Annotated in this window: 13 protein-coding genes; 8 read left to right on the plus strand and 5 right to left on the minus strand. The window is 67.0% G+C overall.

Going from position 1 to position 13,312, the window contains the following annotated elements; genetic code table 11:
* The 6 genes from N825_RS32870 to N825_RS32895 all read left to right on the plus strand — a co-directional run.
* The coding region (locus N825_RS32870) for an FAD binding domain-containing protein (RefSeq protein ID WP_037461079.1) at nt 1–595 on the plus strand (595 nt) is incomplete at its 5' end.
* 74 nt (nt 596–669) lie between these two features.
* Nucleotides 670–1,593 carry an AAA family ATPase gene (locus N825_RS32875; RefSeq protein ID WP_037461128.1) on the plus strand — a complete coding sequence of 308 codons (924 nt, stop codon included), beginning with the start codon at nt 670–672 and terminating at the stop codon, nt 1,591–1,593.
* Between the two features lie 7 nt (nt 1,594–1,600).
* Complete coding sequence (locus N825_RS32880) at nt 1,601–2,848, plus strand: vWA domain-containing protein (protein ID WP_051513903.1); 1,248 nt, start codon at nt 1,601–1,603, stop codon at nt 2,846–2,848.
* Nucleotides 2,845–3,165, plus strand: coding sequence for an XdhC family protein (locus tag N825_RS32885; protein WP_037461082.1), 321 nt, complete (start codon nt 2,845–2,847; stop codon nt 3,163–3,165). Before N825_RS32880 ends, N825_RS32885 begins: the two co-directional genes overlap by 4 nt.
* Nucleotides 3,162–3,878, plus strand: coding sequence for an XdhC family protein (locus N825_RS32890; protein ID WP_037461083.1), 717 nt, complete (start codon nt 3,162–3,164; stop codon nt 3,876–3,878). Before N825_RS32885 ends, N825_RS32890 begins: the two co-directional genes overlap by 4 nt.
* A gap of 6 nt (nt 3,879–3,884) precedes the next feature.
* Nucleotides 3,885–5,507 carry an NTP transferase domain-containing protein gene (locus tag N825_RS32895; protein WP_037461085.1) on the plus strand — a complete coding sequence of 541 codons (1,623 nt, stop codon included), beginning with the start codon at nt 3,885–3,887 and terminating at the stop codon, nt 5,505–5,507.
* On the opposite strand, the gene N825_RS32900 is transcribed toward N825_RS32895, so the two are convergent.
* The 4 genes from N825_RS32900 to N825_RS32915 all read right to left on the minus strand — a co-directional run bounded on the left by N825_RS32900 (nt 5,497) and on the right by N825_RS32915 (nt 10,574).
* Nucleotides 5,497–6,228, minus strand: a complete 732-nt coding sequence (locus N825_RS32900; protein WP_037461088.1) for a type 1 glutamine amidotransferase — start codon at nt 6,226–6,228, stop codon at nt 5,497–5,499. The two genes, N825_RS32895 and N825_RS32900, sit on opposite strands and share 11 nt — an antisense overlap.
* Before the next feature lie 12 nt (nt 6,229–6,240).
* Nucleotides 6,241–7,707: a M81 family metallopeptidase gene (locus N825_RS32905; protein ID WP_037461090.1), complete on the minus strand. Its 1,467-nt coding sequence runs from the start codon at nt 7,705–7,707 to the stop codon at nt 6,241–6,243.
* 37 nt (nt 7,708–7,744) lie between these two features.
* On the minus strand, nt 7,745–8,587 hold the full coding sequence (locus tag N825_RS32910; protein ID WP_281174394.1) for an NAD(P)-dependent oxidoreductase: 843 nt from the start codon (nt 8,585–8,587) through the stop codon (nt 7,745–7,747).
* A 133-nt stretch (nt 8,588–8,720) separates the two neighbouring features.
* Nucleotides 8,721–10,574 carry an ABC transporter ATP-binding protein gene (locus tag N825_RS32915; protein ID WP_051513924.1) on the minus strand — a complete coding sequence of 618 codons (1,854 nt, stop codon included), beginning with the start codon at nt 10,572–10,574 and terminating at the stop codon, nt 8,721–8,723.
* Between the two features lie 311 nt (nt 10,575–10,885).
* On the opposite strand from N825_RS32915, the gene N825_RS32920 reads away from it, so the two are divergent.
* Entirely contained in the window at nt 10,886–11,863 is a 978-nt protein-coding gene (locus N825_RS32920) for a patatin-like phospholipase family protein (RefSeq protein WP_037461093.1), read from the plus strand.
* A 9-nt stretch (nt 11,864–11,872) separates the two neighbouring features.
* Here the strand turns inward: N825_RS32920 and N825_RS32925 are convergent, their stop codons facing one another.
* Nucleotides 11,873–12,343, minus strand: coding sequence for a hypothetical protein (locus tag N825_RS32925; RefSeq protein ID WP_245613301.1), 471 nt, complete (start codon nt 12,341–12,343; stop codon nt 11,873–11,875).
* 156 nt (nt 12,344–12,499) lie between these two features.
* Here N825_RS32925 and N825_RS32930 point away from each other — a divergent pair, with 156 nt between their 5' ends.
* The gene (locus N825_RS32930) at nt 12,500–13,312 is read left to right on the plus strand and encodes an MBL fold metallo-hydrolase (protein WP_051513910.1); all 813 of its coding nucleotides are present in this window, start codon (nt 12,500–12,502) and stop codon (nt 13,310–13,312) included.

A 13,312-nucleotide genomic window follows, 5' to 3' on the forward strand; every position in this document is an offset into this window, starting at 1 on the left:
GGTGATCGGCGCCACGACGCCGCACGCCGAGGTGGCGGCCAGCGCGGTGGTTAAGCGGGTGATCCCGACGCTCGCCAAGCTGGCCGAGGGCATCGGCGACGCCCAGGTGCGGAACCGCGGCACCATCGGCGGCTCGATCTGCAACAACGATCCGTCCGCCGACTACCCGGCGGCGCTGGTCGGCTTGGGCGCCACCGTCCACACCACGACGCGGACGATCCCGGCCGAGGACTTCTTCACCGGCATGTTCGAGACGGCGCTGGAGCCCAACGAGATCGTCACGGCCGTGGCCTTCCCGAAGCCGGGCAAGGCCGCCTATGTCAAGTTCCCGAACCCCGCCAGCCGCTACGCCACGGTCGGCGTGCTGGTGGCGGAGGTCGGCGGTGGCGTCCGCGTCGCGGTGACGGGCGCCGCTCCCAGCGTCTATCGCTGGACCGAGGCCGAGCAGGCGCTGGCCGGTGGCCTGAACCCGGCGGCCCTGGATGGTCTGACGGTGGATGCCGACGGCCTCAACGCCGACATCCACGCCAGTGCCGAGTACCGGGCCAGCTTGGTCAAGGTCATGGCCAAGCGGGCGGTGGCGGCCTGCGCCTAGGTGCAGCCACTTCCCGCACCTCTCCGGCGCACCATATGCCGATCTTCGGCCTTGCCCTCACATGACGCGTGATCATGACAAATCCCCTGCCCGCTTCCGTCGATGAAACCTTGGATCTGCTTCAGCGTGGCGACTATGTCGCCGAGCGGTCCCTGGCGACGGCCCTCTATCTGGCGATGAAGCTGAACCGTCCGCTATTCCTCGAAGGCGAGGCGGGGGTCGGCAAGACCGAGATCGCGAAGGTGCTGAGCAATACGCTGGGCCGCCGGCTGGTCCGGCTGCAATGCTACGAGGGCCTGGATGTCGCCTCCGCCGTATACGAATGGAACTACGCCCGCCAGATGATCGAGATCCGGCTCGCCGAGGCGACCGGCGACCGGAACCGGGAGAGCTTGGGCGGCGACATCTTCTCCCCGGAGTTCCTGATCAAGCGTCCGCTGCTCCAGGCGCTCGAGTCCGGGATCGACGGCCCGCCCGTCCTGCTGATCGACGAGTTGGACCGCACCGACGAGCCGTTCGAGGCCTATCTGCTGGAGGTCCTATCGGACTTCCAGATCACCATCCCGGAGATCGGCACCATCAAGGCCGAGCATCCGCCGATGGTGATCATCACGTCCAACAGGACGCGCGAGATCCACGACGCGCTGAAGCGCCGCTGTTTCTACCACTGGGTCGATTATCCCAACGCCGCGCGCGAGCAGGAGATCCTGCGGGTCAAGGCGCCCAACGTGCCGGAACGCCTGTCGCGACAGGTGGTGGGCTTCGTCCAGCGCCTGCGGAGCATGGACCTGTTCAAGCTGCCCGGCGTCGCCGAGACCCTGGACTGGGCCCAGGCCCTGACCCAGCTCGACCGGCTGGAGCTTGATCCGGAGACGATCAACGACACGCTCGGCACGTTGCTGAAGTACCAGGACGACATCGCCAAGATCCAGGGCAGCGAGGCCAACCGCATCCTGAATCAGGTCAAAGCCGAACTGTCCGCCACCCCGTCGCTCTGACACCGAGATGGTTCAGGACACCCGCGACATCGAGATCGACGGCGGGCGGCTTTCCGCCAACATCATGCATTTCGCCCGCTGCCTGCGAGCGGCGGGGCTGCCAATCGGGCCGGGCAAGGTGCTCCAGGCCTTGGAGGCGGTCGAGGCGGTCGGCATCGGCAACCGCAAGGATTTTTACTGGACGCTGCACGCCGTCTTCGTCAACCGGCGCGACCAGCGCGAACTGTTCGATCAGGCGTTCCACGTCTTCTGGCGCAATCCGGACATCCTCAAGCGCATGATGGCGCTGCTGCTGCCCTCGCTGAAGGCCGACCTGAAGCAGGAAGGCCCGGAGATGTCACGCCGGCTTGCCGAGGCGCTCCAGAACAACAAGCCCAATCCAGGCGCCGGGGAGGCCGGTGAGCAGGACCAGGAGATCGAGATCGACGCCTCGCTGACGTGGTCGGATCGCGAGTTGATCCAGACCATGGACTTCGAGAAGATGTCGGCCGCCGAGATCGCCATGGCGAAGTCGATCATCAAGCGCATGTCGCTGCCGATCATGACCGTGCCGACCCGGCGGTTCGAGTTGAGCCCCGCTGGCCGCCGCGCCGACCTGCGGGCGACATTGCGAAAGACGCTGCGTTCGGGCGGCGACGTGATCGACTTGGCGACCAAGCGGCGGCGCGAGCGGCATCCGCCGCTGGTCGTGCTGTGCGACATCTCCGGCTCCATGAGCCGGTACTCGCGGATGCTGCTGCACTTCCTCCACGCGGTCACCAACGACCGCGACCGCGTCCACACCTTCCTGTTCGGCACGCGGCTGACCAACGTGACGCGGTACCTGCGCTACAAGGACATCGATGTGTCGCTGGAGAAGGTCTCCGGCGTCGTCCAGGACTGGTCGGGCGGAACACGCATCGGGCGCAGTCTTCACGACTTCAACCGGGTGTGGTCTCGGCGCGTGCTCGGCCAGGGCGCCGTGGTCATCCTGATCACCGATGGCCTTGACCGCGACGCGGCGGAGGGGCTTACCGAGGAGATCGAGCGGCTGCACAAGAGCTGCCGTCGGCTGATCTGGCTCAATCCCCTCTTGCGCTATGACGGGTTCGAGCCGAAATCCAGTGGTATCCGGGCGATCATGCCTCATGTCGATGATTTCCGCCCGGTTCACAATCTAGCCAGCCTCGCCGATCTGGCGAAGGTGCTCGACCATGTCGGACCCCGGCGCCACGGCGGCATGGCGCGATGGCTTGCGGAGGTGGCTTCAGCATGACTTACGAGAACAACATTCCCGAGATCGCGGCGGCCCTGCGGGCCGAGGGCAAGCGGGTGGCCCTGGCGACGGTGGTCTCCACCTGGGGCTCCTCGCCGCGTCCGGTCGGCAGCCAACTCGTCGTGGACGAGACCGGCGCCATGCAGGGCTCCGTGTCCGGCGGCTGCATCGAGGGCGCCGTGGTCCATCAGGCGCTGGAAACCATGAAGGACGGCGAGCCGCGCGTGCTCAGCTTCGGCGTGGCGGACGAGACCGCGTGGGAAGTGGGACTGGCCTGCGGCGGCAAAGTCCAGGTCTATGTCGAGGCGGTGGAATGAAGACCGAACTCCTTCAGAGATTGGTCACGGCACGCGCGGAGAAGCGTCCCGTGGCCCTGGTGACCGACCTTGGATCGGGCATGCAGACGCTGGTCGGGCAAGATGTCGCCCATGGCGGCTTCGGCCTGGACCGCGAGGAATTGGCCGAGGTTCAGAAGTACCTTCGCGAGGACCGCAGCGGCATCGTGGAGATCGGCGACAGCCGGCTGTTCATCCATTCCTACAATCCTCCGCTACGGGTGATCATCATCGGCGCCGTCCACATCGCCCAGGCGCTGGCGCCGATGGCGTCGCTGGCTGGATACGATGTCGTGGTGGTCGATCCCCGCCGCGCCTTCGCGACCGACGCCCGCTTTCCCGGCATCACCATGAATGGCGAATGGCCGGACGACGCGCTGAAGGAGTTGGTGATCGACAGCCGCACCGCCATCGTCACCCTGACCCATGATCCCAAGCTGGACGATCCGGCGCTCCACGTGGCGCTCCGCTCGCCCGCGTTCTATGTCGGCTCGCTCGGCAGCAGGAAGACCCATGGCAAGCGGGTCGACCGACTGCGCGAGGCTGGCTACAGCGAGTCGGAGATCAGCCGCATCCACGCCCCGGTCGGCTTGGCGATCGACGCCGTGAGCCCGGCGGAGATCGCCTTGGCGATCATGGCGCAGATCACCCAGGTGCTGCGCCGGGAACCCTCCTCCAGCGCGGCGGCGGCCTGACCGCGGATGCGCTTTGGCAAGGTACCTCCCCAGGACGCCCTCGGTGCCATCCTGGTCCATTCGGTCAAGAGCGACGGCCTCGCCTTCAAGAAGGGCCGCGTGCTGGGCGGCGACGACATCGCCGCCTTGGAACGCGCTGGCATCGAGCGGGTGACCGCCGCCTGTCTGGATGACGGCGATGTCGGCGAGGATATCGCGGCGTCCCGGGTGGCCCAGGTGGCGGCCGGACCCGGCCTGACCGTCAGCGCCGCCTTCACCGGACGGGTCAACCTGTTCGCGTCGACGGCCGGTGTCTGCGTGGTGGACGTGGACAGGCTCAACCGGCTGAACCTGATCGACGAGTCGGTGACGCTCGCGACACTGCCGGCGTTCGCCCCGGTGGAAGCCGGACAGATGATCGCGACCATCAAGATCATCCCCTTCGCCGCCCCAGAGGCGGTTGTCGCCGAGGCCGAGGCCATCGCGGCGGAGGGCGGGCCACTGGTGCGCGTCGCCGGTTTCCAGCCCCTGCGGACGCTGCTGATCCAGACGCGCCTGCCCGGCATGAAGGAGAGCGTGCTCGACAAGACCGTCGGCGTCACGCGCGACCGACTGACCGCGATCGGCTCCACCCTGGTTGACGAGATCCGCGTCGATCACACCGAGGAAGCCGTCGCCGACGCGGTCGCCAAGGCGGCGGTGGGCGACATCGACCTGCTGCTGATCGCGGGCGCCTCCGCCATCACCGACCGGCGCGACGTGCTGCCGGCGGGTATCGAGCGGGCCGGCGGCGCGGTCGAGCACTTCGGCATGCCGGTCGATCCCGGCAATTTGCTTCTGCTGGCCCATCGCGGCCCGCTGCCGATCCTGGGATTGCCCGGCTGCGCCCGCTCGCCCAAGCTGAACGGTTTCGACTGGGTGCTCCAGCGTCTGGCGGCCGGGGTGCCGGTGACGCGCCGGGATATCATGATGATGGGGGCTGGTGGCCTGTTGACCGAGATCCCGACGCGTCCCCTGCCCCGCGCCGCCGCCACCGCCACGGAAGCCCAATCGCCCCGGGCACCTCGGATCGCGGCGCTGATCCTGGCGGCGGGGCAGTCGCGTCGCATGGGTGCCCTCAACAAGATGATCGCGGAGGTTGACGGCAAGCCGATGGTGGCGCACGCGCTGGAGGCCGTGACGGCATCCCACGCCGGTCCCGTCGTCGTCGTCACCGGGCATGATCCGGACGCGGTCCGCGCCGCCTTGGCCGGCCACGAGATCACGTTCGTCCACAATCCCAACTACGCCGACGGTCTCAGCACCTCTCTCCGGGCTGGACTGGCGGCGCTACCCGATGACATCGACGGCGTGCTGGTCTGCCTGGGCGACATGCCGCGCGTCGGGGCCGACACGCTGAACCGTTTGATCGCCGCGTACAGCCCGCTGGAGGGCCGCGCCATCTGCGTTCCCACCGTCAACGGCAAGCGCGGCAATCCCGTCCTGTGGGACCGGCGCTTCATCGCGGAAATGCGTGACTTGGCCGGAGACGTCGGCGCCAAGCACCTGATCGGCGCCCACTCGGATCAGGTCTGCGAGGTCGCGATGGAAGGCGACGGCACGCTGCTGGACATCGACACGCCGGAAGCGTTGAAAGCGCTCAACGGCTGACCCGAGGCGTCTTTTCCCGCACCAACTCCATCCAATTACGGGCGAGGTCGCGGACGAACTCGCTGGCCTCGTCCAGGTGCTCCGCCAACTCGGCGTCCATCTGGCGCGCGACGGCGGCGTGGTCCTCTTCCGGTTCGGCCTCGGTCTTGTACATCTCGACCCAATCGCGAACGATGGCGGCGTCCACCTCGGGGTGGAACTGAAGCCCATACTGGCTGTCGCCCAGCCGGAACGCTTGGTTGGCGCAATCCGGTCCGGTCGCTAGCAGCACGGCACCGGCGGGCAGGTCGAACGTGTCGTAGTGCCACTGCATGATGTGACGCTGGGACCCCAGCGCGTTCAGCAGCGGATCGTCCGCGCCAGCAGTCGTGCGCGCGATCGGCCGGAATCCCCGCTCCATCAAGCTGTGCTTGTAGACCCTGGCGCCATGGGCCCGTGCCAGCAGCTGGGCGCCCAGGCAAACGCCCAGCACCGGCTTGCCACCAGCCGCGAATCCGCGCATCAGGTCGAGCTGGGCCGGCAGGTAGGGGTTGGACTCGTCATCGCCGGCGAACTGAGGGCCGCCCAGTACCAAGGCCGCGTCGAACTCCGCGGTATCGGCGGGCAGGCTCTCACCCTCGGGCGGCGTGACGGTCACGAGGTCGGCGCCGAACTCCACGAGGTATTGGCCGAGCAGCCCGGCGGGCGCCCGCTGGCTGTTTTGGATCACGAGGATGCGCACGATGGCAGGTCTTCACATGTCGTCGAGGGGATATATTGGCCGGCGGACGCGCTCGAAGTGAAGGCGTCCATAGTCCGAGGTGGTGACGCCGTCACCGGCGCATTCCACGATATGCTTGGCGATGGGTTGGAAGCCAGCGCGATAGTGGATGCGCGACTTCAGCATGATGTGGCGCTTCGCCGCCGGGTCGATGCCGAGGCTGAGCAGGCATCCCAGGTCCCAGGGTTCGTGATGGCGCTCGATCAGGACGATCTCGACCGAGCCGGTATCCAGAACGACGGTTCGCCCCATGCCGACCCGCACGCCCGTGTACATCGGCCCCCGGATCGTATATTCGCCGTCGGTGATCACCCGCACCACGCCCGAGACGGTCAGCGGCCTGCCCTGCAGCCCGATCGCCGGCATCGCCAGCTTGCCGCCAATGTCCAGCGTCACCCGCGCCCCGACGCCCGCCTCGATCAGCCGCGCGACCGCCGCCGGGTCGTGGATCGCGAAGGCGACGACATCCTTCAAATCCTGCCGGATGATCTCGGCGAGAACGGTGGTCACGTCCTGCGTGCCGCCGGAACCGCAGTTGTCGGAATGGTCGAGGATCAGCACCGGACCGTCGGCCAGCCTCGCGGCGCGCGCCACCGACTGGGCCAGCGGCTCCGCGTGATAGACGAATTCCTCCCGGCGGCGCCACGCCTCCTCCAGCAGCCCGTCGCGGATCGACTTGGCCTCGGTGAGGTCGCCCTCGGTCACCGTCACCACGCCGATGCCCGCGTCGCGGATATCCGCGTGGGGGAAGCCGCCGAACACGCTGACCGCCAGCGCGCCGTCCCGCTCCAGCCGTCGCGCCTCGTCCACCAAGTCGCGCATGGGTGCCTCCGCCGTGCCCATCCGCATCACGTGCGGCAGCATCGGCTTGCTGCCCCAGGCCATCGCCGGACGGCAGGTTCCCTTGACGGCGCCCAACGTGATCCGCCCGACGCGCTCTCCGGTCTCGTACATGTCGACGTGGGGATAGGTCTTGAAACCGGCGACGGCGGTGGCGTTGGAGACGATTTTTTCCGACAGGTTGCCATGCAGGTCCAACGCGACGCCGATCGGCACGTCGGGCGCCAGCTTGCGGACGCGAGCCAGCAACTCGCCCTCGCCGTCCTCCAGGCTTTCGGTGACCATGGCGCCATGCAGGTCGAGCAGGACGCAGTCGCAGCCCTTGGCGACCTCCTCCAGGATGGCGCCGGTCAATCGCATGTAGGCGTCGTCGCTGACCGGGCCGCTGGGCCAAGCCTCGGCGGCGACCGGGGTGACGATCTCGGCACCCTCCGCCTCGGCCAAGTCGATGAAGGCGCCCATCGGCGTGGCGGTGCCCCGGTATGCGTTGTAGGCGTCCGAGCCCCATGCGGGGCCGCCATTCCCGAACCGCTCCAGCGGCGTCGGCACGGGGGAGAAGGTGTTGGTCTCATGCTTCAGCAGCGCGATGACGACCCGCATTTTCCCTCTCTCCCCAATGCCTGTTTTGGACCGGCGCCTAAATGTCCTCGCGCCGCTCCAGTGTGGTCCGAACCTTGTGTGCGATCAAGGCGCCGATCCGGGCGTCCGCCGCGTTGCGGGTGTCCAACTCGGCATGGGAATCGTCCTCCTCCAGATCGAGCATGGCTCCGGACAGACGGCCAGTGCGGACGGCGCCCAGGACGGCGCCATTGTCCACCAGGCCGGAATGGGAGGCGTTGATCAGGACGGCGCTGGGACGCATCTCGGTGATGGTCTCCCAGTCGATCAGCTCGCGGGTCTCCTCCGTCAGGCGGAGATGCAGGCTGACCGCGTCGCACCACTCGAGCAGATGGAGCAGTCCCACCGGCTGGACATTGAGGTCCGCCCACAAAGGGCTCTCCCGATCGACCAGCGGATCGTAAGCCCAGACTTGAAGTCCCAAGGCGCGGGCGCGGCCGGCGACCTCACGGGCGGTCGGGTTGAAGCCGACGAGCCCCAGCGTCTTCTCCCCCTTGCCGGGCATCCAGCCGGAGCGGCCCAGCAGGCGGGTCAAGCCAGAGATCACGCGATCGGCGGTCGTCAACTCGGCCCCGGCCTCATAGGTGTGGATCTCGATGCCACGCTCACGGCACGCCTCCAGATCGACTTGGCCCGCGCAGGCGCCAAGGCAGCCGATCACGCGCAGGCGCGGCGCCGCCGCCAGGAGATCGGCGTCGATGATGGTCCGGTCGCGCACGATCAGGGCGCGCGCGTCGGCGACGGCGCCGCTCAACGCGATTCCATCACGCGCCAGCGCGTGGTCGTATCGGACTTCGAAGCTGCGGCCCAGATCATGGACAGCCGCTTCATGCATGGGCTCGGATATGACGATATCAGGCACGGCGACCTACCGTGTTGGAGAACAAAAATTGGCGGGGAGGCTATGCGGGAGTCACGACTCTCGACGCATCGTTCCTAGATTAACGGAAGCACCCCCCAGTGCAATCCCCCGGACGAGAAAAAAACTTCGGGCGTCAGATCCGGGGGGTGACCGCTGGCTCGGCTTCGCCCAATTCGGCTCCACCTAAATCGGCCCCACCTTGGCCCGATCCGCTCTGCATGCCCCATAGCCGCGCGTAGATGCCATCTTGGCGCAGCAGCTCGGCATGTGTGCCCGTCTCGGCCACCCGACCGTCATGAATCACATAGACACGGTCGGCATCGACGATGGTGGACAGGCGGTGCGCGACCACCAGCGTCGTGCGGCCGTGCTGCAAGGTCCGCAGCGCGCCCTGCACCGCCCGCTCCGACTCGGTGTCGAGCGCCGAGGTCGCCTCGTCCAGCAGCAGGATCGGAGCGTTCCGCAGCATGGCCCGCGCGATGGAGATCCGCTGCCGCTGGCCGCCCGACAGCTTGACCCCGAACTCGCCCACCATCGTGTCGTAACCATCGGGCAGACCGATGATGAAGTCGTGGGCGGCAGCCCCCTTGGCTGCGGCCACGATCTCGTCCTCGCTGGCGCCAAGACGACCATAGGCGATGTTGGCCCGGATCGAATCGTCGAACAGCGCCACCTCCTGGCTGACCAGCGCGATCTCGTTCCGCAAGCTGGACAGGGTCGCGTCGCGGACGTCGACTCCGCCGATCAGGACGGCGCCGCCGGTGACATCGTAGAAGCGTGGGATCAGGTTCAGCAGGGTCGACTTGCCGGCGCCCGATGGTCCGACGAGCGCCACGGTCTGGCCCTCCGGCACCTCGATGGAGATGCCGTGCAGCGCCTGCTTGTCGTCGCCATACGAGAACTCGACCCGGTCGAACCGAATGTCGTGCCGCGCCACCTCCAGCGCCTTGGCCCCTGGGCGATCGACGATCGATGGCGCCGTGTCGAGCAGGGCGAAGACCCGGTCGGCGGCGGCGAGGCCCCCCTGAAGCTGGCCGTTCAGCTTCGCCATCCGCTTCATCGGCTCGTAGGCCAGCAGGAAGGCGGTGATGAACGAGAATAGGGCGCCCGCCGTACGCGTCCCGTTGATGACCTGGAACCCGCCATAGACGATGACGCTGACGATCGCCAACCCGCTCAGGACCTCGGTGATCGGCCCCGACATGGCCGATACCTTGAAGCCCTTGTGGATCAAGTTGTAGAGATTTTCGATGATGCCGCCGACACGATCCCTCTCGTACGCCTCCATGCCGTACGCCTTGACGTGGCGGGCACCCTGGAGCGTCTGGTTCAGGATCGTGGAGAAGTGACCAAGCTCCGCCTGCGTGTTGGCCGAGACCTTGCGCAGCCGCTTGCCGATGCTGGCGACGAAATACGACGCGATGGGAAACGCCAGGAAGGCGCCGGTCGCCATCACCCAGTCCTGCTGGAACATGACCGCCACCAGGATCACCAAGGTCAGCACGCTCTTGCCCAGGCCGGTCAGGCACTCCGCGACCGCCAGTCGCATCAATCCCACATCGTTGACCATCCGCGAGATCAACTGCCCCGCCGAGGTGCCATGGAAGAACGATAGGTCGGAACGCAGCAGGTGGGCGTACATATCGCTTTGGACATCGGCGACGATCCGCTGCCCGATCTGGTTCATCTGCACGCTGTGGAAGTAGGTCGATATCCCCCGCAGGGCAAAGGCGGTTAGCACTCCCGCGGCGACCGGAAACAGCATGGCCTGATTGCGGTTCTGGAACACCTCGTCGATGATGGGTTCCATCAGCTTGGCCATGGCGCCGGTGGTGATGGCGGCGAGGGCCATCCACATCACCGCCTGCGCAAGCGTCCAGCGATAGGGCCGCAGGTAGGTCGCGATCAGCCGCCGCAGCAGCGGCCAAGTGGCCGTGTGGCGCGTCGTGGCCCTGTCGAAGGGTTTCGTATCGAATGTTTTCGTCACGGAGCGAGGCGTATCGGTTTTCATGAAGCGCGGTATCGGACTCGGAAACAGGTCGGCCGAAGGTCGTCAACCCTCCCGGCCACATCGAACCGGCCCGAACTTGACCGATCCGAAGGCAATTAGCCAGAGATGACTTTCTCCACAACCCAGCCTCCATCGTCGCGGGACGACGCGGCGCGAATGACGGAACTGGGTGAAGGCCGTCACAGCCAGGATGTGCCGCCGGACGTAACATTTGATCATCGGTTAACCACCGCCGAGTACCATTGGCCCTCACGGCGGTCCCCATAAAGCATCACGCAGGTGCTCGCATGCCAGACGATACCAGCCTGATCCGCACCCGTCCCCGCATTGGTTTGGCCCTTGGCGCGGGTGTCGCGCGCGGCTGGGCGCATATCGGCGTCCTCCGGGCACTCCATCGGCTGGGCATCGAGCCGGATATCGTCACTGGCACCTCCGTCGGTGCGCTGGTCGGCGGAACATTTCTGGCGGGGCGCCTGGACGCGCTGGAGGAGTGGGCGCGCGGCCTGAGCCGCAGGAAGATCGTCAGCTATCTCGATCTTCGGGTCCGGAACGGCGGCCTGATCGGCGGCGGCCGCTTGATGGGCGAGATGAAGAAACACATGGGCGACCGGAGGATCGAGGATCTACCGATCCCCTTCGCCGCCATCGCCACCGATCTGGTGACCGGCCACGAGGTCTGGCTGAGGACCGGCGGATTGGCGGAGGCTCTGCGCGCCTCGTTCTCCCTGCCCGGCGTCTTCCCCCCGATGTGCATCGACCAGCGCTGGCTCGTGGATGGCGCGCTGGTCGATCCGGTGCCGGTGTCGGCGTGCCGGGCGCTCGGCGCCGAGATGGTGATCGCCGTCAACCTCAACGCCGACATCCTGGGCAAGGCGCGGAAGCCGGGTTCCAACATCGCGACCGCCGCCGGTTTCGACCTGCTCCAGGTGCTGGAGCAGACTCCCGCCACGCCGCAAGCCCCGCCGCCGTCGCGCCTGGATAGCCTGACCCGACGCATCTTCACACGGGACTACGAGGGTCCCAGCGTGTTCGGCGTCATGGTGTCGTCCCTTGGCATCATCACCGACAGGATCGGCCGGGCGCGATTGGCCAGCGACCCGCCCGACGTGCAGATCTCGCCCAGGCTGGGTCATGTCGGCTTGCTGGAGTTCGACCGCGCGGCCGACGCCATCGAGGAAGGCGTGGCCGCTACCGAGCGGGCGATCCCCGACTTGGCCGACGCGATCCGGGTGTTCAGCGCCAACCTTCGGGATACCGCCCGCTGACGGTATCATTCAGCGCGGCGGGATCGCGCCGGCCGGCACCTGGGCCACGCAGTTCTCCACGATCCTGTAGCACTGCCCCAGCGACGCGGACGCCCCGGCGGAACCCGTGTAGCTCAGCTGCTGGACGACGCCATTCCGCACCGTGAAGGTCGCCTCGCAACTGCTTGAATAGCCACCACCGCCTCCCCCGAACAGAGGGATGCCGATGCCGAAACCGACACCAGATCCGCCACTGCCCCCGCCGACGCCAAACGACGTGGTGGGGCCACCGCCGGAATATTCGGCGCTGGCATAGGTCATGAACTCGCTATCGCCAACCTGGGCGGTCCGCTGCGGGACGCCGGCGCAGGACAGCAGGGTCTCCTTGGGCATCCCGACAAGGGTCTGGCGGGCATCCGCGGCCTTATCGGCGTTGGGATTGGCGCAGGCGGCCAGCAGTGTCGCGGCCCCCGCGATCATCAGCACGGTCCTGAACGACATCGGTCCCATCACCTCACGCTCCCTTCGCGAATTCAACGTCTTGACTGGAGATAGAACAGCGCCGCGTGTCCACTGGTTCACTCATCACGACTTGATCCTGGCCGCGCATGGTTCAAGCTTCATCGGGTCGCATGCGTCAAACCGGGAGAAGCCGCTTTGATCCAGATCCTGAAAGACCTCCACCACCTGATCACCGGCGCCGTCGCCGCCATGGCCATGATGGCCGTGGCTCCAAGCGCGCTAGCCATTTGCCTGCCGGTCGCGTCGAACCCCGCCGGCCCGATCCGGCTCGCCGGCTTCACCACCATCGCGGCCCCGGCGGACGGATCGCTCCGGCTCACCTTCCTCGGCCATTCCACCTTCTTGATCGAAAGCCCGGAGGATGTCGCGGCGGTGACCGATTACAACGGCTATATCCGGCCGGAACGGGTTCCCGACATCGCGACCATGAACAACGCGCACTCGACCCACTACACCGACAGCCCCGATCCCGGCATCGGCCACGTGCTGAGGGGTTGGGCGGAAGGAAGCGGCATGGCGATCCACGATGTCACGGTCCGGGACATGCGGGTGCGGAACGTGCCGACCAACCTTCGCGACATGGGCGGCACGCGGATGAACGGAAACTCCATCTTCGTGTTCGAGGCGGGAGGTCTCTGCGTCGCCCATCTTGGCCACCTGCACCATACCCTGACCGATCAGCATTTGGCCGAACTTGGCGTCATCGACGTGCTGCTCGTGCCGGTCGACGGCGCCTACACCATGGCTCAGGATTATATGGTCGAGGTGATAGACCAGATCAGGCCACCGGTCGTGATCCCGATGCACTACTTCGGAGCCAGTACCTTGAACGGTTTTCTTCAGCGGATGGATAAGCGTTACGAGGTGAGGATGGCGGACAGCGCCACCGTGACGCTGTCCCGACAGAACTTGCCTTACCAGCAGATCCTCGTGCTTCCCGGCGGCTGA

The organism is Skermanella stibiiresistens SB22 (assembly GCF_000576635.1).
Taxonomy (GTDB): domain Bacteria; phylum Pseudomonadota; class Alphaproteobacteria; order Azospirillales; family Azospirillaceae; genus Skermanella; species Skermanella stibiiresistens.